Source organism: Streptomyces sp. BA2, from assembly GCF_009769735.1.
GTDB lineage: Bacteria > Actinomycetota > Actinomycetes > Streptomycetales > Streptomycetaceae > Streptomyces.
Map to the genome: position 1 here is coordinate 1,262,138 of NZ_WSRO01000002.1, position 21,850 is coordinate 1,283,987.

Here is a 21,850-nt window from a genome sequence, read left to right on the forward strand (position 1 = left end):
GCCGGCGAACCGGCGTGTGAGGGCCGTTCCTACCGGTGCTCCGGCGGCACCACACCCACCGCGCCCTTCGCATGCAGCAGCACCGCGTTGGTCACCGATCCCATCAGCCTCCCCAGCGGCATCCGGCTCTGGTGACGCCCCACCACCACGAGGTCCGCCTCCCGCGACGCGTCCACGAGGAGCCCCGCCGCGTCCCCCGGCAGGACCTCCTTCTCCACACGCACCTTCGGATTACGCTCCTGGAAAGGCGCGAGCTGCTCGCCCGCGAGCTCCGTGTAGTGCGCCGCGGTCGCCGCGTCCGCTTCCGCCGAGGTCACGAAGTCACCGGTGGCCGTGTAGACGAGGACGGGCCCGGGATAGGCGCAGACGACCCGGAGCACCGCGCCCCGCAGCGCCGCTTCCACGAAGGCGAAGCCGATCGTGTCGTCGTGCGGGGAGAGCGGGTCGAGCCCGAGCACCACGCACGGCTCGGCCCCCGCCGTGAGCTCCGCGTCCGGCCTCACCACGACCACCGGGCACGCCGCCTCCCGCGCGCACGCGAGACCGTTCGAGCCGAGCAGCAGACTGGCGAAGCCGCCCCGACCGCGCGACCCGAGCACCAAGAGCTGCGCCTCGTCGCCGAGCGGTGCGATGTCCCGCCCCGGGGAGCCCTCCACGACCTCGACCGTCAGCGGAGGCAGATCAGCCCGGCCTTCCAGGGCCCCGCGCACGCGGTCGACCACCGGGTCGGCGTCGGAGCGGTGGTCGATGGTCGGCATGTAAGGACCGTCGGCCAGCGGCATCGCGTACTGCCGCACGTGCACGATCCGCAGCGGCGCGTTCCGCAGCCGTGCGGCCGTCAGTGCCCATTCCAGGGCGTGGTCGCTGCCGGCCGACCCGTCGACGGCCACCACGACAGGTGCGTCGCGGGCCGGGGCGGGCGCGGCCGGGGCGGGTTCAACGGGCGCGTCGTCACTCATGGCTTCCTCGTCTCCGGCGCAAGGCCAAGGTCGACCGGCCCCGCTTCCGGTTCCCGCCCCGTGCGGGAGGCGTGCCGGAGGCGGAGTCCGAAGTCACCAGGTCAGCACGGCGCAAGCCGCGAGCGGCCGCGACAGCCGGAGACGAGGGCCCACAACGCCCCACACGGCCTACGTCAGATCGAACTCCCCCGCACGCGCGCCGTGCACGAACGCTCCCCACTCCGCCGGGGTGAAGATGAGGGACGGGCTCTCGGGGCGGCCTGCGTTGCGCATCGCGATGAAGCCTTCGACAAAGGCGATCTCCACATCACCCCGCCCCTCGCTGCTCGATTGCCAGTCCGCTGTGCTGAGGTCGAGCTCCGGCTTGTCCCAGCCCGCGAGCGGGCGCTGCTGACCTGCGAGCGGATGCTGCTGAATGGTGCCTTCGGCCACGTCCGTGCTCCTCCCGATGCGTCGTCCGCCCGCCAGCCTAGCTTTCGCTTCCTGTGCCGGACAGGCCGCGGAAGGAAGGCGGCCGCCTGTCCGGCACGACGCACCCGTCACGTCGTGGGCGGCTCCGCGCCGACCAGCCACATGGAGAAGAACTGCGAACCGCCTCCGTAGGCGTGTCCGAGCGCCCTGCGGGCCCCGTCGATCTGGTGCTCGCCTGCCTGGCCGCGCACCTGAAGTGCCGCTTCGGCGAACCGGATCATGCCCGAGGCACCGATGGGATTGGTGGACAGGACGCCGCCCGACATGTTGACGGGCAGATCGCCGTCCAGCTCCGTCACACCCGACTCGGTCAGTTTCCAGCCCTCGCCCTCCTCGGCGAAGCCCAGGTTCTCCAGCCACATCGGCTCGTACCAGGAGAACGGCACGTACATCTCGACGGCGTCGATCTCGCGCCGCGGGTCCGTGACCCCGGCCTGCCGGTAGACGTCGGCGGCGCAGTCCTTGCCCGCCTGCGGCGACACGAAGTCCTTGCCCGCGAAGAGAGTCGGCTCGCTGCGCATCGCGCCGCCGTGCATCCAGGCGGGCGGCCGGGGCGAACGGGCCGCGCCCGTACGGTCGGTGAGGATCATCGCGCAGGCCCCGTCGGAGGACGGGCAGGTCTCGGAGTAGCGGATCGGGTCCCAGAGCATGGGCGATGCCTGGACCTTCTCCAGGGTGATGTCCTGCTCGTGCAGGTGCGCGTAGGGGTTCTTGAGGGCGTTGCGGCGGTCCTTGTACGCGACGAGTGAACCGACCGTGTCGGGGGCGCCGGTGCGCCGCATGTACGCGCGCACGTGCGGGGCGAAGAAGCCGCCCGCGCCCGCGAGGAGCGGCTGCTGGAAGGGGATGGGCAGCGAGAGCCCCCACATCGCGTTGGATTCCGACTGCTTTTCGAAGGCGAGGGTCAGTACGGTGCCGTGGACGCGGCCCGCGACCAGGTTCGACGCGACCAACGCCGTGGAGCCGCCGACGGAACCCGCCGTGTGGACGCGCAGCATCGGCTTGCCCACCGCGCCGAGCGCGTCGGCGAGGTACAGCTCGGGCATCATGACGCCCTCGAAGAAGTCCGGCGCCTTGCCGATGACGACCGCGTCGATGTCCGCCCAGGTCAACTCCGCGTCGTTCAGGGCGGCTTGGGCGGCCTCGCGGACGAGGCCCGCGATCGAGACGTCACGCCGGGCGGCGACGTGCTTGGTCTGGCCGATCCCGACGACGGCCACGGGCTCCTTGCCCACCCCGCTCACCCCACTCATGACGGCTCTCCTTCGAGGACGGCGACCAGGTTCTGCTGCAGGCAGGGTCCGGATGTGGCGTGCGCGAGGGCTCGGTCCGACTCGCCCCGGTGGATGCGGGCGGCGGCCTCACCGAGCCGGATCAGACCGGCGGCCATCATGGGGTTGGCGGCAAGCGCACCCCCGGACGGGTTCACCGAGACGTCGTCGCCCAGTTTCAGCGCCTTGCGCAGGACGACCTCCTGGGAGGTGAACGGCGCGTGCAACTCGGCGGTGTCCACGGGCCGTTCGAAGGCACCGGCCCGCTCGGCGGCCAGGCGGCTCGACGGCGAGTCGGTGAGGTCGCGTACGCCGAGGCTGTGCGCTTCGACGCGGTGGTCGATCCCACGGATCCACGCCGGCCGCTCGCAGAGCTCACGGGCCCGGTCCCCGGCCGCGAGGATCACGGCGGCGGCGCCGTCCCCGATGGGCGGGCAGTCGCCGGTACGCAGAGGACGCACGACGTAGTCGCCCTGCGGCACCGAACCACGCAGCTGCGCATGGGAGTTGGCGGACGCGTCCTGGCGGCTGCGCGACGCCACCCCGGCGAGCGCGGGCTCGTCGGTGTCCCCCGCGTCGATCAGGGCCTGCGCCTGGAGGGCGGCGAGGGCGACCGAGTCCGGCCAGAGGGGCGCCACGTAGTACGGGTCGAGCTGCCGGGTCAGCACGTCACGCACCGATCCGGGGGACGACTTTCCGTACGAGTACACGAGCGCGGTGTCTGCCTCACCGGTGAGCAGCTTGGTCCACGCCTCGTACAGCGCCCAGGCGCCGTCCATCTCGACGTGCGACTCGGAGATCGGCGGCCAGGCACCGACCCCGTCGAGCGCCATGGTGAAGGAGAAGGCGCGCCCGGCCAGATAGTCCGAGGACCCGGAGCAGGTGAAGCCGATGTCGCTGGTCTTCAGACCGGTGGCGGCGAGGACCTGGTGCAGGACCGGCATGAGCATCTCCACCTCGGAGAGCTCGTCGGTGGAGCGCAGGTGGTCGGTCTGCCCGAAGGCCACGATGGCGATGTCCCGGACTGGCCGCATCACGGACGGCTTCGCGGACGTCTTCCCGGACGGCATCTACACCAGCTCCTTGTACGTGTCGTAGTCGGCGTCCGGTTCGCCCGTGGGCCGGTAGTGGTCGGGGAAGCGGGCTCCCTCGGTCCACACCGGCTCGACGCGAAGGCCCATCCTCACCTGGTCGTACGGAATGCCCGCGATGCGGGCGTGGAGGGCGAGGTCGGCGCCGTCGAGGGCAATGTGCGCGTAGACGTAAGGCACTTCGATGTCGAGGTTCTTCGCCTTGATGTTGACGATGCAGTACGTGGTGACGGTGCCGCGGGGCCCGACCTCGACCCGCTCGGCCGTGGCGACGCCGCAGGTGGGGCAGGCACCGCGGGGCGGTACGTAGACCTTGTGGCAGGAAGGACAGCGCTCGCCGACGGTCTTCCGGTCGGATAGCGCCTTGATGTAGGCGGTCTGGGCGCGGCCAGGCGCGTAGGTGTAGTCGAGGCGCGCGGCGGCGACGATGCCGGTGACGGGGTCGCTGAACTCCCCGGCGTGCGGGGCTGGTTCACCGCCTGTTGGTCCCTCGTACGGCTCGAAGCAGGCGATGTCCGTGATGGCGCCGGTGCGTTCGGCGGCCCAGCGGATCCGGACGCGCATGCCGGTCCTGACCGAGTCGCGGCCCGGCGCGTCCAGGGCGTGCAGCAGGGCGGTGTCGGCGCCGTCGAGCTTCACCAGGACCCAGGCGAAGGGCGCGTCGAGGGGCTGCCCCCTGCGGGGTTCGTGGTTCCAGGCCCAGGTGGTGACGGTGCCGGTGGCGGAGACCTCGACGAGGTCGCGTATCTCGTCGGCGGTGACGGGGTCGTACTCGACGGGCGGGACGAGGGTGCGCCCGTCGGTGGTCTTCACGCCGAGTACGGTGCGCTCGCGCAGCCCGGTCAGGAAGGCACTCTGCACGGGCCCGAGGGACCGGGTGAAAGGAAACTCGACGACCAGAGGGGCACGCAGCACTTCGGGGGAGGGAGCGGATGCCATGAGCAGAACTCCGTTTCTAGGCGATGTGAGCGGAGGGGGCGCACCGAAGGGGCGCGGGGAACTGCGCGACCAGCCACGACGAACCCGCAGCCGAAAACGGGCCTACGCGCGCCGGAACACCGGGGACCGCTTCTCCGCAAAGGCTCTGGAGCCCTCCTTCGCGTCGGCGGTATCAAAGATCGGCCACCCCCGCTTGAGCTCCGCCGCGAGCCCGTCCGCCTCGGACATCTCGGCGGCCTCGTACACGGACGCCTTCACCGCCTCCACGGCGAGTGGCCCGCACGCGTTGATCTGCTCGGCGATGACGAGGGCCTTCTCCAGGGCGGTGCCGTCCGGGACGACGTGACCGACGAGGCCGATGGACGCGGCCTCGGTGGCCGAGTAGGGCCGCCCGGTCAGCAGCATCTCCAGGGCATGCGTACGGGGAATCTGCCGCGGCAGTCGCACGGTCGAGCCGCCGATCGGGAAGAGGCCGCGCTTGACCTCGAAGAGCCCGAACGTCGCGGACTCGCCCGCGACGCGGATGTCCGTGCCCTGGAGGATCTCCGTGCCGCCCGCGACGCAGTACCCCTCGACCGCGGCGATGACCGGTTTGCGGGGGCGGTGGTGGCGCAGCATCGCCTTCCAGTGCAGATCGGGGTCGGCCTTCATCCGGTCCCGGTACTGCTCACCGTCCATGCCGTTGCCCGCGAGGGCCTTGAGGTCCATGCCGGCACAGAAGGCGCCGCCCGCGCCTGTGAGTACGACGGAGCGGATCGCGTCGTCCTCGTCGGCGGCGACCCATCCGTCGTAGAGGCCCACCAGCATCGGCAGCGAGAGCGCGTTCTTCGCCTCCGGCCGGTTGAGCGTGAGTATCAGTGTGGCTCCTTCGCGCCGCACCGCCAGATGTTCCGTCCCACCCATAGCCGTGCTCCCTCTGCTGTCGGCTTCGGACCTGGAACAGGTTGCAGTAGGCGGGGAGCCAGTTCAATAGTTTTCTGACAGTCAGTCAGATTTCTTGAACGAGGACCCTTCCCACTTGTGGGTGCCTCTGCTCTGATGACCGCCAGAAGAGATGACGCCGGGGTCAGGAGGAGCGGTGGAGTACAACCTTGCCGACCTGTTCGAGTCGGTCGTCGACGTGGTCCCCGACCGCGAGGCGCTCGTGTACATCGATCACCCCGGCACCGGGGCGGAACGCAGGCTGACGTACGCCGAGCTCGACCGGGCCGCCAATCGCATCGCGCACCACCTGATCGACAGCGGCCTGAGGCCGGGCGAGCATCTGGGGCTGCACCTCTACAACGGCGTCGAGTACCTCCAGACCGTGCTCGCCTGCCTCAAGGCGCGCCTGGTACCGGTCAACGTCAACTACCGCTACGTGGAGGAGGAGTTGGTCTACCTCTACCGCGACGCGGACCTCGCCGCGCTCGTCTTCGACGCGGAGTTCACCGAGCGGGTCGCGGCGGCGCTGCCGCGCACGGAGAAGCTGCGGCATCTGGTGCGGGTGGGTACACCGCCCGTGGACGCCCCCGCGCTCGACGTGGTGGCCTTCAGCGAGGCGGAGGCGGCGGGTTCGCAGGAGCGCGGCTTCGGGCCACGCTCGGCCGACGACCTCTTCATCATCTACACCGGCGGAACCACCGGCATGCCCAAGGGTGTCATGTGGCGCCAGGAGGACCTGTTCTTCGCCGGGCTCTTCGGCGGTGAGCCCGCGGGCGAGCCGGTGAAGCGGCCAGAGGAGCTGGCGGAGCGCGTCGCGGCGGGCGGCCCCGGCATCACGTTCTTCCCCGCTCCCCCGCTGATGCACGGCACGTCGACCCTGACGTCGTTCATCGCCTTCAACTACGGCCAGCGGGTGGCCATTCACCGCAAATACGTCCCCGAAGAGATGCTCCGCACGATCGAGCGGGAGAAGGTCTCCAGCGTGTCGCTGGTGGGCGACGCGATGCTCAGGCCCCTCATCGACGCCTTGCACGGCCCGCTCAAGGGCACGGACCTGTCGTCCCTCTTCAGCGTCTCGTCATCCGGGGCGATCATGTCCGAGACGGTCCGCGCCCAGTTCCAGGAACTGGCCCCGAACGTCCTGCTCCTGAACAACTTCGGCTCATCGGAGTCCGGTTCCAACGGCAAGGCGACGGAGGACTCGGGCCCGGAGAAGGGCTTCCGCCTGGAAGTCAACGAACGTACCCAGGTGGTGGACCTGGTCACGCACGAGCCGGTGCCGGTCGGCGTACCGGGCCGCCTGGCCCAGCGCGGCCATGTGCCGCTCGGCTACTACAACGACCCTGCGAAGACCGCCGAGACCTTCTTCCAGAAGGGTGACGAGCGCTGGGTGCTGCTCGGCGACATGGCGACGGTTGACGAGGAGGGCATAGTCACCGTCCTCGGACGCGGCTCGCAGTGCATCAACACCGGCGGCGAGAAGGTGTACCCGGAGGAAGTCGAGCAGGCACTCAAATCCCATCCGGACGTGTACGACGCGCTGGTCGCCGGAGTCCCCGACGAGCGCTGGGGCAACCGCGTGGCGGCGGTCGTCCAACTGCGGGAGGGAGCTCCCGTGTTGGACCTCGAAGCCATCCAGACCCACTGCCGTGCCCGCCTCGCCGGCTACAAGATCCCGCGAACGGTGGTCTTCACCACCGAGATCCAACGCTCCCCGAGCGGCAAGGCGGACTACAGGTGGGCGAAGTCGGTGGCGGCGAAGGGCTGAACGCCGCCCGCCCACCCGAGCCGACGTCACCACGGGGCAATCGGGTGGGTGGGCGGGAAAGAATCCGCCGCGAAGCGGCGGTCCAGAAAGGCGGTCAACCCGCACAGACAGACGGCAACGCCCGCCCCAAAGCCACGCTGTGCAGCAAGTCGAGCTGCCGCTCATGGCGAACCCGAACGCCCGCCACGGTCACAAGCCCTCGGCAGGACCGCGCCGCCCGCGCAGCGGGAGAGTCAGCGATCCCGCGGACCAACTCCCCGTTCACCCGGTTGATCTCCTTACGGACCTCAGCGAGGTCAGGCCGCTCATCCGGCCCCGGCGCCTGCGAAGGATCCGCGTCCCACCGCCGGTGCAGCTCCCGCTGCACCACCTTGCTGGCCTCGATCTGATCCCGGAAGATCCGCACCGTCGCCTCGGGATCGGCGCCAAGCTCCCGTGCCTGCCGCGCGACATCGTCGAGCACCTGCTGCTCGCGGGCCGGGTCGTCGATGGGGCTGCTCGTGCCGTACTTCGCGGCGGCGACGAGGTCGGCGGTGGCCAGCCGCCGGGCGGCGAGATCGACCAGCGGGTGGAGCCGGGCGTACGAGCCCGCGGAAACAGCGGACGGCTGCACCGGGGCAGCGGCGGCAGCGGCAGCGGCCCCGCTCCCTGCCAGCAGAGCCACAGCCACGGCCCCGGCGGCAAGCAGACGCCCCGCGGACGAAGTGAAACGCACAGTAACTCCCCTGGTAGTCCTAGTCCTGCGCGAGGAATCCTGCCACGCGCCGCACGAACCACTCCGGGTCGTCCAGCCACGGAAAGTGCCCACCGCCCGGCTGCACTTGACGCACTCCGCCCGGGAAGAACCCGGCGAACTCCTCCGCGTGCGCGGGGTTCGGAGCCCCGTCGTACTCCCCCGCGAGGACGAGCACGGGAGCGGTCAGCTCAGCCAGCGCCGCTCGCGTCGCGGGCGGGTCGAAAGCCCCGTCACCGTAGACCAGGGCGGCAGCCTCCGCGTTCTTCTCCCGCGCGCTCGCCGCCTGGTGCGCCCGCGCCGCGTCGTCCCAGCGCCCATAGGCGAGGGGCACGATCGCGTCCCACACCTCAAGGGGGCTGCGCCCGGCTTCGATCTCCTTCAGCGCGGCCTCGGCCGCCGGGTACCACGGCTCGTCCTTGTGCGCCTGCGCGGCGTCAAGGTGATCCCGAGCGCCCAGGGTGAGACCGAGCGACTGCGTGGCCGGGGTGATCAGGACGAGGCGGCGGATCCGCTTCGGGTGGCGTGCCGCGTACAGCGTGGCGATGTTGCCTGCCGCCGAGTGGCCGAGCAGGTCGACCTCGTCGAACCCCAGGTGCTCGCGCAGCGCCTCGACGTCGTCCACGAGCCGGTCGCAGCGGTACGTGGCCGGGTCGGCCGGCAGCGCGGAGTCGCCCGTACCGCGCAGGTCGAGCAGGATCAGACGGCGGTGCGCCGTCAGGCCGCCGAGATCCCCGAAGTAGGCGGAGGCCCGCATGGGGCCGCCCGGCACACACAGCAGCGGCTCGCCCTCCCCCTTCTCGTGGTAGGCGAGCTCGGTCCCGTCGTATGCGGTGAAGGTCGGCATGGGGGTGATCATCACATCTCAGGCCGCACACGGACAATGCCGTTCAGCCGTAGCGCCCCAGCTCAAGGCTGCCCTGCTCGATCTCTTGACGGCCGCCTCCGGGGCTGGATTACTGACCTTGACGGAAGATCCACGACCGAATGATCGGTCGCCCGTTTGGGACGGGAGAAACTCCATATGACGGCCATGCTGGACGCGGCGGAGCGCCTCGGGCGCGAGGAGCTCGAAGCGCTGCAGCTGGAGCGCATGCAGGACACCCTGCTGCACGCGTACGAGAACGTGCCCTTCTACCGGGCGGCGTTCGACAAGGCGGGCCTGCGCCCCGACGACTGCCGCGCACTCTGCGACCTGGCCCGCTTCCCGTTCACGGCCAAGACCGACCTGCGGGACAACTACCCCTTCGGGATGTTCGCGGTCGAGCAGTCCGAGGTGCGGCGCCTGCACGCGTCCAGCGGGACCACGGGCCGGCCCACGGTCGTCGGCTACACCGAGCAGGACCTGTCGATGTGGGCGGACGTCGTCGCCCGCTCGATCCGCGCGGCGGGCGGCCGCCCCGGACACAAGGTCCATGTGGCGTACGGCTACGGCCTGTTCACCGGCGGACTCGGCGCGCACTACGGCGCCGAGCGGCTCGGCTGTACGGTCATTCCCGCGTCCGGCGGCATGACGGCGCGCCAGGTCCAGCTGATCCAGGACTTCCGCCCCGAGATCATCATGGTCACGCCCTCCTACATGCTGACGCTCCTTGAGGAGTTCGAGCGCCAGGGCGTCGATCCGCGTACGACGTCCCTCAAGGTCGGCATCTTCGGAGCCGAGCCCTGGACGGAGGAGATGCGTCGCGAGATCGAGGAGCGGTTCGCGATCGACGCGGTCGACATATACGGGCTCTCGGAGGTCATCGGCCCCGGTGTCGCCCAGGAGTGCGTGGAGACCAAGGACGGTCTGCACATCTGGGAGGACCACTTCTATCCGGAGGTGGTGGACCCGATCACCGGTGAGGTGCTTCCGGACGGCGAGCGCGGCGAGCTGGTCTTCACGTCCCTCACCAAGGAGGCCATGCCCGTCATCCGTTACCGCACCCGCGACCTGACCCGCCTCCTGCCCGGCACCGCACGGGCCTTCCGCCGCATGGAGAAGGTCACGGGCCGGTCGGACGACATGGTCATCCTGCGCGGCGTGAACCTCTTCCCCACGCAGGTGGAGGAGATCGTGCTGCGGACACCGGGCGTCGCCCCGCACTTCCAGCTGCGCCTGACCCGCGAGGGCCGCATGGACGCGCTCACCGTCCGTGCCGAGTCCCGCGCGGACACGACTCCCGAGCGGCGCGACGCGGCGGCCCGGGAGATCGCGTCGGCGGTGAAGGACGGCATCGGCGTCTCGGTGGCGGTCGAGATCGTCGACCCGGAGACGATCGAGCGGTCGGTGGGGAAGTTCAAGCGGATCGTGGACCTGCGGGACAAGTAGACCCCCGGCCCCCGTACCCGTAGGGACTACTACGCGCTGAAACGGTCCCGCAGCTCCCGCTTGAGGATCTTCCCGCTCGCGTTGCGCGGCAGCTCGTCCACGAAGAGGACCCGTTTGGGTGCCTTGAAGTGGGCGAGCTTCTCGCGTGCGTGGTGGATGAGTTCGGCTTCGGTCACGTCTCCGTTGCGTACGACGACGGCGGTGACCGCCTCGATCCAGCGCTCGTCCGGCAGCCCGATCACGGCTGTCTCCGCGACCCGCTCGTGGGTGTAGAGCGCGTCCTCCACCTGGCGCGAGGCGACGAGGACGCCGCCGGAGTTGATGACGTCCTTCACCCGGTCGACGACCGTGAAATAGCCCTCGTCGTCCCGCACGGCGAGGTCACCGGAGTGGAACCACCCGTCACGGAACGCCTCCTTGGTCTCCTCGGGCTTGTCCCAGTAGCCCTCGCACAACTGCGGTGAGCGGTAGACGACTTCGCCCTGGGTGCCGTCGGGCACCTCGGCGCCGCGCTCGTCCACGACCCGCGCCTCGACGAAGAGGACGGGCCGCCCGCAGGAGTCCATCCGCCCCTCGTGCTCGTCGGGCCCGAGGACCGTGGCGAGCGGGCCGATCTCGCTCTGCCCGAAGCAGTTGTAGAAGCCGAGCGACGGCAGCCGTTCACGCAGCCGCTCCAACACGGGGACGGGCATGATCGACGCCCCGTAGTAGGCCTTGCGCAGGGCGCCGAGGTCGCGGGTGGCGAAGCCGGGGTGGTTCGAGAGGCCGATCCACACGGTGGGCGGCGCGAAGAGGCTGTCGGCGCGGCCGGCCTCGACCAGATCGAAGATCCGCTCGGCGTCGGGCGCGTCGATGATGGTGTTCTCGGCGCCCACCGCGAGGTACGGCAGCAGGAAGACGTGCATCTGGGCCGAGTGGTAGAGCGGCAGCGAGTGGACGGGCTTGTCCGTCTCCTTGAGGTCCAGGGCGGTGATGGCGCTGACGTATTCGTGCACCAATGAGCGGTGGCTCATCATGGCGCCTTTTGGCAAGGCAGTCGTGCCGGAGGTGTAGAGCAGTTGGGCGAGGTCGTCCGCGCCGGGCTCCTCACCGTCGTACGCCACCGCAGCCGGGAGCCGCGTGAGCAGCGAGTCGTCGGCGTCGCGGAGGGCGATGACGGGGACGTCGCCGGGAAGGCGCGGGGCGAGATCCGGGTCGGCGAGGACCAGGGAACTGCCCGACTGGCCGACGATGTACGCCAGGTCGTCGCCGACGAGGTTCTGGTTGACCGGCACATGGACGAGGCCCGCCCGCGAGCAGGCCAGGAAGCCGATGAGATAGGCGTCCGAGTTGTGGGCGTAGGCACCGACGCGGTCGCCGTGGCCGAGGCCCGCATCGCGCAGCACCTGGGCGGCACGCGACACGGCCGTGTCCAGTTCCGCGTACGTCCAGGCCCGTTCCCCGTAGCGCAGAGCCACTCGCCCCGGCACGCGCCGCGCGCTGCGTCGAAGGACCCCGTCGACCGTATTGCCGCGTACACCCGTCATGGCGTGATCCTGTGCCGCGCACGTCACGGCGGTCAAGGCTCCGTACGGGGGGTGAACCCGACCGGTCCCGCTACTCGATCAAGTGACATACCGCTTGGTACGCTCAACCGCCCCTTCCCTGAAACGCGTTGGGAGGCAGTATGCGTACCCGCTCAAGACGCCTGACGGCCCTCGGCATCAGCCTGTTGACCGCCACGGCCCTTCTGCCCTCGTCCGCCGCCACCGCCGGCGCGGCCGACGCGCGCGACGACCGCCAGTCCGGCGGCGGCCTGTCCGCGACCGTCCGCTACACCCAGTACGGCATTCCGCACATTCTCGCCAAGGACTACGAGAACCTCGGCTTCGGCACCGGCTGGGCGCAGGCCGCCGACCAGGTGTGCACCCTCGCCGAGGGATATGTGACCGTGCGCGGGGAGCGGTCACGTTACTTCGGCCCTGACGGCAAGCCCGACGGCTCGCTGTCCTCGGCGACCACCAACCTCTCCAGCGACCTCTACTTCGGCGGTGTCCGCGACACGCGCACGGTGGAGAAGCTCCTCGATCAGCCCGCCCCGGCGGGCCCGAGCGCCACGACGAAGAAGCTGATGCACGGCTTCGCGGCGGGCTACAACGCCTGGCTGAAGCAGAACCGCGTGACGGACCCCGCGTGCAAGGGCGCCAAGTGGCTGCGCCCGATCACCTCCCTGGACGTGGCCCGGCAGGGCTTCGCCGTCCAGGTCCTCGGCGGTCAGGGACGCGGCATCGACGGCATCACCGCCGCGCAGCCGCCGAGTTCGAGGGCCCCGGACCGTGCTGCCGACCCCGAACGCACCGCGAAGGCGGCGCGCAAGCTCTTCTCGGCCGACGAGGCGGTCATGGGGTCCAACGCCGTCGCGTTCAGCGGGAAGACCACCGCGAACGGCAAGGGGCTGCTGCTCGGCAATCCGCACTACCCCTGGCAGGGCGGCCGGCGCTTCTGGCAGTCGCAGCAGACCATCCCCGGCGAGCTGAACGTCTCGGGCGGTTCGCTGCTCGGCACGAGCGTCGTCAACATCGGCTTCAACGGCGATGTGGCGTGGAGCCACACGGTGGCGACCGGAGTGACCCTCAATCTGCATCAGCTCACGCTGGATCCCGCCGATCCGACCACCTATCTGGTGGACGGCAAGCGGGAGAAGATGACGAAGCGGACGGTCGAAGTGCCGGTCAAGGACGGCGCTCCGGTGACCCGCACCCAGTGGTGGACCCGGTACGGCCCGGTCACCACCGGCCTCGGCGCACAGCTTCCCCTGCCCTGGTCCGCGAAGACGGCGTACGCCCTGAACGACCCCAACGCCACGAACATGCGCGGCAGCGACACCAACCTCGGCTTCGGCAAGGCCCGCTCCACCGAAGGCGTATTGAAGGCGCTGCGCGACACGCAAGGGCTGCCCTGGGTCAACACCGTGGCCGCCGACCGCAAGGGCCACTCGCTGCTGACCCAGTCGCAGGTGCTGCCACGCATCACCGACGACCTCGCCCAGCGCTGCTCCACTGACCTGGGCAAGGTGACGTATCCGGCGTCGGGCGTGGCCGTGCTCGACGGCTCGCGCGGTGACTGCGCGCTCGGCTCGGACAAGGACGCGCTCCAGCCAGGCGTCTTCGGCCCGTCGAAGATGCCCACGCTCAAGGACGCCCCGTACGCGGAGAACTCGAACGACAGCGCCTGGCTGACCAACGCCGACCGGCCGATCACGGGCTACGAGCGGGTCTTCGGGACGATCGGCACGCAGCGCTCCATGCGGACGCGCGGCGCCATCGAAGATGTCGCGGCGATGGCGAAGAAGGGCGGCCTGACGGTCAAGGACCTCCAGAAGCAGCAGTTCGCGAACCGCGCCCCGGCGGGCGACCTGGCCGCCGACGACGCGGCGCGTGCGTGTGCCGCGCTGCCAGGGGGGACCGCAACGGGCAGCGACGGCAAGGCGGTTGACGTACGCAAGGCCTGTGCTGCCCTCAAGGCCTGGGACCACAGCATGAACACGGACAGCAAGGGCGCCCTGCTCTTCGACCGGTTCTGGCGCAAGCTGGTCGCCACCGTGCCGAACACCCAGCTGTGGAAGGTGCCGTTCTCGGCCGCCGACCCGGTGCGCACCCCGAACACCCTCAACACGGCCGCGCCCGGCTTCGCGACCGCGCTCGCCGACGCGGTGGCCGAGCTGAGCGGTGCGGGCATCGCGCTCGACGCGCCGCTGGGCAGGAACCAGTTCGTCGTACGCGGCTCGGAGCGGCTGCCGATCCACGGCGGCACGGAGTCGATCGGCGTGTGGAACAAGATCGAGCCGGTCTGGGATCCCAAGGGCGGCGGCTACACCGAGGTCGCGCACGGTTCGAGCCACATCCAGGCGGTCGGCTGGGACAAGGGCCGCTGCCCGCAGGCGCGCACGCTCCTCACCTATTCGCAGTCGTCGAACCCGAACTCGCCGCACTACAGCGATCAGACGCGGCTGTACGCCGATGAGCGCTGGGTGACGTCGCGGTTCTGCGAGAAGGACATCCTGCGCGATCCGAAGCTGAAGGTGGTGAAGGTGCGCGAGCACCACTGAGGGCACGCGATACCAACTGGGTCCGGGTCACGCCGCGTTGAAGCCGACACGGGGTGGCCCGGCTTCCTGCGGTGCGGGGATGCTCTTGCGCCGGTGGATTGGCTTCGGGACTGGGAGGAGCACTTCGCGTAAGAGGAGGAACAGTTGCTGCCCGCGCTCTATGGCGAACCCGGCCGACTGAGGTAGTCAGGTGGTGACATCTCTCAGGGGAGGACCCATGGTGAAGCCATCCACGTTCCTGGACCGCAAGCTGTCCCGGAGGTTCTCGACGTACGACACCGACGGCGACGGGTTCATCGAGCGTGCGGACTTCGAGACGTCCGTGGCCCGGCTCGGCGAGGCCTTCGGTCACGGTGCGGACTCCGGGCCCGTGGCCAGGCTGCGGGAGCTGAGCCTCGGGCTGTGGGACCACCTCGCGCGAGTCGCCGATGCCGACAAGGACGGCAGGATCAGCGAGGCGGAGTACAAGGCCGCCTTCGCGGCAGGGCTTCTCGAGACGCCGAAGTCGTTCGACGAGGGGTACATCCCGTTCCTCGACGCGATCATGGACATCGCCGACGCGGACGGCGACGGCAAGCTGACCCGGGAGGAACAGGTGCGCTGGACCGGGGCCCTGATGAACCTGCCGGAGGCGGACGCGCGGGAGGTCTTCGGCCGCCTCGACAGGAACGCCGACGGCGCCATCGACCGGGACGAACTCCTCGCCGCCATCCGGGAGTTCTACTTCAGCGACGACCCGCACTCCGCCGGCTCCTGGCTGCTCGGACCGCTCGACCCGTCGTGACGGCCAGGGCCTGGCCGCCGGCGGATCAGGCTCGGACAGGGCCGCTCGCACAGAGCCGCTCGGACAGGGGCCGGACAGGCCCTAGACGACGCGCTCCCTGCCCTCCCAGTACGGCTCGCGCAGCCGCCGCTTGTAGAGCTTGCCGTTCGGGTCGCGCGGCATGACCTCGATGAAGTCGACGCTCTTCGGCCGTTTGTAGCCCGCCAGTTGGCGCTCGCAGTGGCCGAGGATGTCGGCGGCCAGGGCGTCGCCCGCCGTGTGGCCATCGGCGACCTCGACGACCGCCTTGACCTGCTCGCCCCACTCGTCGTGCGGGATGCCGAACGCGGCGGCGTCCGCGACGGCGGGGTGGGTGAGCAGTGCGGACTCGATCTCGGCGGGGTAGATGTTGACGCCGCCCGAGATGATCATGTCGATCTTGCGGTCGCGGAGGTAGAGGTAGCCGTCCTCGTCCAGGAGACCGAGGTCGCCGACGGTGAAGAAGTCGCCGATGCGGTTCTTCTTCGTCTTGGACTCGTCCTTGTGGTACGAGAACCCGCCGGTGCTCATCTTCATGTAGACGGTGCCGAGTTCACCGGGCGGCAGTCGGTTGCCGTCGTCGTCGAAGACGGCCAGTTCACTGATGGGCCAGGCCTTGCCGACGGTGCCGGGCCGCTTCAGCCAGTCCTGCGCGGTGGCGAAGGCACCACCGCCCTCGCTGGCCGCGTAGTACTCCTCGACGCACTCGCCCCACCACTCGATCATCGCCCGTTTGACGTGGTCGGGGCAGGGCGCGGCGCCGTGGATGGCGTGGCGCATCGACGACACGTCGTACGCCGCCTTCGTCGCCTCCGGCAGCGCGAGGAGACGGTGGAACTGGGTCGGCACCATGTGGGTGTGCGTGCACTTGTACGTGTCGATGAGACGGAGCATCTCCTCGGGCGTCCACTTGTCCATCAGGACCAGCGGGTGGCCGATGTGCAGGGCGGCGCCCGCGAACTGGAGGACCGCGGTGTGGTAGAGCGGCGAGCAGACGAGGTGCACGTTGCCGTCGAAGGGCTTGACGCCGAAGATGCCGAGGAAACCGCCGAGGTACGACTCCTCGGGGAGCTTGCCGGACAGCGGGCGCCGGATGCCGCGCGGGCGTCCCGTCGTGCCCGATGTGTAGTTCATGACCCAGCCGAGGGTGCGGTCGGCCGGGGCCGACTCCTCTTGTCCGGTGAGGAGTTCGGCGTACGAGCGGAAGCCGGGGACATCGCCCACGGAGTACCGGTGCGTGGCCGGGAGCTTCGCCTCGTCGGCGGCGTCGGTCGCCGCCTGCGCGAACCGTTCGTGCGCGATCAGCACCTTCGCGCCGGAGTCGGCGACGATCCAGGCGATCTCGGGCCCGACCAGGTGGTGATTGACCGGGACGAGATAGAAACCGGCCTGCGACGCCGCAAGGTACGCGGTGAGGAACTCGACTCCGTTGGGCAGCACGACGGCGAAGGCGTCACCGCGCTCAAGGCCCGCGGCGCGCAGCCCGTGGACGAGTTGATTGGTCGCCGCGTGCAGGCGTCGCGCGGTCCACTGCTCGCCGTCGGGCGCGGTCAGGACCGTGCGGTCCGGGTCCGCTTCGGCCTGTGCCCAGAAGCCGTTGGGGGGCGTGCTGCCCGGCATACTGCTCATAAGGACCTCTCCTCCGTCTCTCGTCAGTCGTCAGTCGTCAGTCGTCAGCGTCTGTCATCTGTCATCTGTCGTCAGCCATCAGTCGCGTCCGGCGATGCGGTTCACGCGGTCGATGGCGCGCTCGAAACCGCGGGTCAGGTCATCGAAGACCGCCTGGACGCTGCGTTCGCTGTTCATACGGCCGACGATCTGCCCGACGGGCGTGCCGAGCAGCGCCTGGACCTCGTACTTCTGGATGCGTGAGACCGCCTCGGCGACCAGGAGCCCCTGTAGCGGCATGGGGAGTGTGCCGGGCCCGTCCGGGTCGTCCCAGGCGTCGGTCCATTCGGTGCGCAACTGGCGTGCGGGCTTGCCCGTCAGGGCGCGCGAGCGGACCGTGTCGCCCGAGCCCGCCGCCAGGAGCTTGTCGGTGAGCGCCCGCGAGTGGAGGTCGGCCTCCGTCGTGGTGAGCCAGAGGGAGCCGAGCCACACGCCCTGCGCGCCGAGCGCGAACGCGGCCGCGATCTGCTCCCCGCTGCCGATGCCGCCCGCCGCGAGCACCGGCAGCGGCGCGACGGCCTCGACGGCTTCCGGGGTCAGGACCATGGAGGCGATCTCGCCGGTGTGGCCGCCCGCCTCGTAGCCCTGCGCGACGACGACGTCGATGCCCGCGTCGGCGTGCTTGCGCGCGTGCCGGGCGCTGCCCGCGAGGGCGGCGACGAGTACGTCGTTCTCGTGGGCGCGCTGGATGACGTCGGCGGGCGGTGAGCCGAGCGCGTTGGCGAGCAGCTTGATCGGGTAGTCGAAGGCGACGTCGAGCTGGTTGCGGGCGACCTGCTCCATCCACCCGGTGATGCGCCAGCCGGATGCCTCCCCTTCGGCGAGTTCGGGTACGCCGTGCTTGCCGAGGGTGTCCTTGACGAACTGCCGGTGCCCTTCGGGGATCATCGCCTCGACGTCGGCCTCGCTCACCCCCTCGACCTTCTTCGCCGGCATCACGACGTCCAGTCCGTAGGGCCGGTCGTCGACATGCTCCTGCATCCAGTCGAGATCCCGGGCCAGCTCGTCGGGCGCCGTGTAACGGACCGCGCCGAGCACACCGAATCCGCCCGCCCTGCTGATGGCGGCCGCTACCGCCGGGAAGGGCGTGAAGCCGAAGATGGCGTGCTCGATCCCCAGTTTCCTGCTCAGATCTGTCTGCATGGGCGCAGGATGCCGCAGCCGTCCGGACGACGGAAGAGATTTTCTGATGCAGTGTCAGATCTTTGCCGGGCGCCCGTGGTTGACAGGGCCGGACACTGACATGAAAGTTTCAGCAGTCTCTTGTGATCCCGAAAGATAATTTCAGCTCAGGAGCGTTCCAGGAGGGGGCACGGTCATGGCCGAGGACAGCGGGGCGGCGTCGGGCAGAGCGGGTGGCGGAACGTCCGACAGAGCGGGGGGCGGAGCGTCCGACAGAGCAGGTGGCGCACTGAGCCGTCGCCAACTGGGCGCGCGGGTCGTGGCGTTGGGCGGTGCGCTCGCGCTGGTGCCGTTCCCCGCGGGTCCCGCCGCGGCGGCGGCGTCCGCGAACGGCGCCGGGCACTCGACACTGCGGCCCGGCAGCCCCGAGCGCGCCGGACTGCTCGCCGGGCATCTGCGGCAACTGGTCGCCGACGCCGAACAGTTCCTCGGCCCCTCCCCCAAGCACCCCTGGTACGCGGGCGCCGTCCTGCTCGCGGGCCGCGGCGGCACGGTCGCCCTGCACCAGCCGATCGGCAAGGCGGTGCGCTACTCGGCGTACGACGAGAAGACCGACACCGGCGTCGAGCTGCCGGCCGACCGGCAGATCCCGATGGCCAAGGACACGGTCTTCGATCTCGCCTCCGTCTCCAAGCTGTTCACCTCGCTGCTCGCGGTGCAGCAGATCGAGCGGGGGAAGCTGGAGCTTGAGGCGAAGGTGGCCTCGTACCTCCCCGATTTCGGGGGCGCGGGCAAGCAGGACATCACCATCCGGCAGCTCCTCACCCACACTTCGGGCTTCCGCGCCTGGATCCCCCTCTTCAAGGAACCCACGCGCGAGGGCCGGTTGCGCCTCATCTGGAACGAGGCGCCGCTCAACCCGCCCGGCACCAAGTACCTCTACTCGGACCTGAATCTGATCTCGCTCCAGCTGGTCCTCGAAGAGATCACGGGTCGTCAGTTGGATGCACTGCTCCACGACGAGATCACCGCTCCACTCGGGATGCACCGCACGCGCTACAACCCGCCCGCGTCCTGGCAGCCGAAGATCGCCGCCACCGAGGACGCCCGCCTGCCGTGGTCGGGCCTCGACCGCGGCATGGTGTGGGGCGAGGTGCACGACGAGAACGCCTTCAGCTTCGGCGGGGTAGCGGGACACGCCGGGGTCTTCTCCTGTGCCTGGGACCTGGCGATCCTCGGCCGCACGCTGCTCAACGGCGGGGTTTACGGCCGCTCCCGCATCCTCTCCGCCGAGTCCGTGAAGCTGATGTTCACCGACTTCAACACCGACTTCCCCGGCGACGAGCACGGTCTGGGCTTCGAGCTCTACCAGCACTGGTACATGGGCGCGATGGCGACGCCGCGCACCGCGGGCCACACGGGGTTCACCGGCACCTCCCTCGTCCTGGACCCGACGACCGACTCCTTCCTCGTGATCCTCGGCAACTCGGTTCACCCGGTGCGCAGTTGGCGCTCCGGATCGGCCCCCAGGGTGGCGGCCGCGAACCACCTGGCACGCGCCGTACCCGTTCGCCCCGCGCGCGGGCGCACCGCCTGGTTCTCCGGCATGGCGAACGCCACGACGGCCACCCTGACCCTGCCGCCGCTCTCCCTCACCACGGACCGGGCGAGGCTGCGGTGTTCGCTGTGGTGGGACACCGAGCCGGGGTCGGACGTGCTGCGGCTCGAAGCCTCGGGCGACGACGGCTCGACATGGCAGCCGGTGCCGTTCACGACGGACCGCAAGGGGTCGGCGCCCCGGCAGCACCCCGACGGCACGGCGTCAGGCTGGGCGGGGCGCGTCTGGCACCGGCTGACCGCGGACCTCGCGCAGTGGCGTGGTCAACGGGTGCGGCTGCGCTGGCGGTACGCGACGGACCGGCTCTACGTGGGGCGCGGCGCGTACGCGGACGGGCTGCGGGTGGAGGACGGCGGCCGCACCGCCTTCGACGAGGCACGGCTCGCCGACGCGGCGCGCGTCGAGGCGGTGGGCTGGGCGCCGTCGGCCGACTGACGACAGCCGGCCGAGGACAGGTGGTGTCCTACTCCCCCAACGCCGCCATCGCGGCGTTGTGCCCTGGAATGCCGCTGACCCCGCCGCCGCGTACGGCGCCCGCACCGCACAGCAGGACGTTCGCGTGCCGTGTCTCCACGCCCCAGCGGCCTGTGCCGTCCTGGGCGTAGGGGAAGGCGAGGTCGCGGTGGAAGATGTTGCCGCCGGGCAGGCGCAGGTCGCGTTCCAGGTCCAGCGGTGTCTTGGCCTCGATGCAGGGGCGGCCTTCGGCGTCGGTGGCGAGGCAGTCGGCGAGCGGCTCGGCCAGGTGCGCGTCCAGCTGCGCCAGGGTCGACTTCAGGAGTTCGGCCCGTACGGCGTCGTTGTCGTGGGCGAAGAGGCGGGCGGGCGTGTGAAGCCCGAAGAGGGTGAGGGTCTGACAGCCGCGCTCCACGAGCTCGGGGGCGAGGATGCTGGGATCGGTCAGGGAGTGGCAGTAGATCTCGGACGGCGGCGCGGCGGGCAGTTCTCCGGACGCGGCCTGGGCGTACGCGGTAGCCAACTCCCCGTAGCCCTCCCCGATGTGGAAGGTCCCGGCGAAGGCTTCGTGCGGGTCGACCGAGGTGTCGCGCAGCCTCGGCAGCCGTTCGAGCAGCATGTTGACCTTGAGCTGGGCGCCTTCGGCCGGGGCGGGCGGTGTGTCACCGACGAGCGCGGCGAGTTCCTGCGGTGAGGCGTTGACCAGGACGTGCCGGGCGGCGACGGTGGCCTCGCGCTCGGGGGTGCGGTAGGTGACCTCGGCGGTCTGTCCGTCCGATTCGATGCGGGTGACCTCGTGGTCCGTGGCGAGTTCGGCGCCCGCGGCGCGGGCCGAGTCCGCGAGGGCGCCGGTGAGTGCGCCCATGCCGCCGACGGGCACGTTCCAGTCGCCGGTGCCGCCGCCGATGACGTGGTAGAGGAAGCAGCGGTTCTGCCGCAGGGACGGGTCGTGGGCGTCGGCGAACGTCCCGATGAGGGCGTCGGTGAGCACCACCCCGCGTACGAGGTCGTCGGCGAAGCGCTCCTCGATGGCGGTGCCGATGGGCTCCTCGAACAGCGCGCGCCAGGCGGCTTCGTCATCGATCCGCTCGCGCAGGGCGTCGCGTGTGGGCAGGGGCTCGGTGAGCGTGGGGAACACCTGCTCGGCGACGTGCCCCGTCATGGCGTAGAACTCCCGCCAGGCCTCGTACTCGCGCGGACCGCCGGTGAGCCGCTCGAACGCGTCCTTCGTGCGCGCGTCTCCCCCGCCGACGAGCAGTCCGGCCGGGCGCCCGTCGCGTTCGGTCGGCGTGTAGGAGGAGACGGTGCGGGTGCGTACCCGGAAGTCCAGGTCGAGGTCCCTGACGATCTTCCGCGGCAGCAGGCTCACCAGATACGAGTAGCGCGAGAGCCGGGCGTCGACACCGGCGAAGGGGCGACTGGACACGGCGGCACCGCCGGTTCCGGAGAGCCGCTCCAGGAGCAGGACGGAGCGCCCGGCGCGGGCGAGATAGGCGGCGGCCACGAGTCCGTTGTGACCGCCGCCGACGATGACGGCGTCGTATCGATCGCGAGGGGGCATGACCCTTGGTAGCACGAGAGCTCCCTCGAAGGGGCCAGGAGGGCCCCGAAGGGGCGCGGGGAACTGCGCGAC

The 21,850-nt window shown here is 70.5% G+C and carries 17 protein-coding genes; 5 read left to right on the forward strand and 12 right to left on the reverse strand.

Going from position 1 to position 21,850, the window contains the following annotated elements:
* Nucleotides 1-29: 29 nt before the first annotated feature.
* From E5671_RS08285 to E5671_RS08310, 6 genes are all read right to left on the reverse strand, one after another.
* Complete coding sequence (locus E5671_RS08285; protein ID WP_160503190.1) at nucleotides 30-959, reverse strand: universal stress protein; 930 nt, start codon at nucleotides 957-959, stop codon at nucleotides 30-32.
* A 168-nt stretch (nucleotides 960-1,127) separates the two neighbouring features.
* Nucleotides 1,128-1,391: a DUF397 domain-containing protein gene (locus E5671_RS08290; RefSeq protein ID WP_336605706.1), complete on the reverse strand. Its 264-nt coding sequence runs from the start codon at nucleotides 1,389-1,391 to the stop codon at nucleotides 1,128-1,130.
* Nucleotides 1,392-1,498: 107 nt separating this feature from the next.
* A complete protein-coding gene (locus tag E5671_RS08295) occupies nucleotides 1,499-2,665 on the reverse strand; it encodes a thiolase domain-containing protein (protein WP_160510061.1) in 1,167 nt (388 codons plus the stop codon).
* Nucleotides 2,666-2,679: 14 nt separating this feature from the next.
* Nucleotides 2,680-3,771 (reverse strand): thiolase domain-containing protein, encoded by a 1,092-nt coding sequence (locus E5671_RS08300; RefSeq protein ID WP_443032584.1) that lies wholly within the window; start codon nucleotides 3,769-3,771, stop codon nucleotides 2,680-2,682.
* Nucleotides 3,772-4,731, reverse strand: a complete 960-nt coding sequence (locus tag E5671_RS08305; RefSeq protein ID WP_160503191.1) for a Zn-ribbon domain-containing OB-fold protein — start codon at nucleotides 4,729-4,731, stop codon at nucleotides 3,772-3,774. It abuts the gene before it with no gap.
* A gap of 102 nt (nucleotides 4,732-4,833) precedes the next feature.
* Nucleotides 4,834-5,634 carry a crotonase/enoyl-CoA hydratase family protein gene (locus E5671_RS08310; RefSeq protein ID WP_160503192.1) on the reverse strand — a complete coding sequence of 267 codons (801 nt, stop codon included), beginning with the start codon at nucleotides 5,632-5,634 and terminating at the stop codon, nucleotides 4,834-4,836.
* 175 nt (nucleotides 5,635-5,809) lie between these two features.
* On the opposite strand from E5671_RS08310, the gene E5671_RS08315 reads away from it, so the two are divergent.
* Complete coding sequence (locus E5671_RS08315; RefSeq protein WP_160503193.1) at nucleotides 5,810-7,423, forward strand: AMP-binding protein; 1,614 nt, start codon at nucleotides 5,810-5,812, stop codon at nucleotides 7,421-7,423.
* A 94-nt stretch (nucleotides 7,424-7,517) separates the two neighbouring features.
* Here the strand turns inward: E5671_RS08315 and aroQ are convergent, their stop codons facing one another.
* The gene (gene aroQ, locus E5671_RS08320; protein ID WP_160503194.1) at nucleotides 7,518-8,138 is read right to left on the reverse strand and encodes a gamma subclass chorismate mutase AroQ; all 621 of its coding nucleotides are present in this window, start codon (nucleotides 8,136-8,138) and stop codon (nucleotides 7,518-7,520) included.
* A gap of 19 nt (nucleotides 8,139-8,157) precedes the next feature.
* Nucleotides 8,158-9,003, reverse strand: a complete 846-nt coding sequence (locus E5671_RS08325) for an alpha/beta fold hydrolase (protein ID WP_160503195.1) — start codon at nucleotides 9,001-9,003, stop codon at nucleotides 8,158-8,160.
* Nucleotides 9,004-9,180: 177 nt separating this feature from the next.
* On the opposite strand from E5671_RS08325, the gene paaK reads away from it, so the two are divergent.
* A complete protein-coding gene (paaK, locus tag E5671_RS08330; RefSeq protein ID WP_160503196.1) occupies nucleotides 9,181-10,467 on the forward strand; it encodes a phenylacetate--CoA ligase PaaK in 1,287 nt (428 codons plus the stop codon).
* A 29-nt stretch (nucleotides 10,468-10,496) separates the two neighbouring features.
* Here paaK and E5671_RS08335 read toward each other — a convergent pair whose 3' ends face one another.
* Nucleotides 10,497-11,993: an acyl-CoA synthetase gene (locus E5671_RS08335; RefSeq protein ID WP_160503197.1), complete on the reverse strand. Its 1,497-nt coding sequence runs from the start codon at nucleotides 11,991-11,993 to the stop codon at nucleotides 10,497-10,499.
* A 140-nt stretch (nucleotides 11,994-12,133) separates the two neighbouring features.
* Here E5671_RS08335 and E5671_RS08340 point away from each other — a divergent pair, with 140 nt between their 5' ends.
* Nucleotides 12,134-14,554, forward strand: a complete 2,421-nt coding sequence (locus tag E5671_RS08340) for a penicillin acylase family protein (RefSeq protein WP_160503198.1) — start codon at nucleotides 12,134-12,136, stop codon at nucleotides 14,552-14,554.
* 217 nt (nucleotides 14,555-14,771) lie between these two features.
* Nucleotides 14,772-15,338, forward strand: a complete 567-nt coding sequence (locus E5671_RS08345) for an EF-hand domain-containing protein (RefSeq protein WP_160503199.1) — start codon at nucleotides 14,772-14,774, stop codon at nucleotides 15,336-15,338.
* A gap of 81 nt (nucleotides 15,339-15,419) precedes the next feature.
* On the opposite strand, the gene E5671_RS08350 is transcribed toward E5671_RS08345, so the two are convergent.
* Complete coding sequence (locus E5671_RS08350) at nucleotides 15,420-16,976, reverse strand: acyl-CoA synthetase (protein ID WP_160510063.1); 1,557 nt, start codon at nucleotides 16,974-16,976, stop codon at nucleotides 15,420-15,422.
* An 87-nt stretch (nucleotides 16,977-17,063) separates the two neighbouring features.
* Complete coding sequence (locus E5671_RS08355; RefSeq protein ID WP_160503200.1) at nucleotides 17,064-18,167, reverse strand: NAD(P)H-dependent flavin oxidoreductase; 1,104 nt, start codon at nucleotides 18,165-18,167, stop codon at nucleotides 17,064-17,066.
* Nucleotides 18,168-18,342: 175 nt separating this feature from the next.
* On the opposite strand from E5671_RS08355, the gene E5671_RS08360 reads away from it, so the two are divergent.
* Complete coding sequence (locus E5671_RS08360) at nucleotides 18,343-20,199, forward strand: serine hydrolase (RefSeq protein ID WP_160503201.1); 1,857 nt, start codon at nucleotides 18,343-18,345, stop codon at nucleotides 20,197-20,199.
* A gap of 28 nt (nucleotides 20,200-20,227) precedes the next feature.
* On the opposite strand, the gene E5671_RS08365 is transcribed toward E5671_RS08360, so the two are convergent.
* A complete protein-coding gene (locus E5671_RS08365; protein ID WP_160503202.1) occupies nucleotides 20,228-21,778 on the reverse strand; it encodes a phytoene desaturase family protein in 1,551 nt (516 codons plus the stop codon).
* Nucleotides 21,779-21,850: the final 72 nt, after the last annotated feature.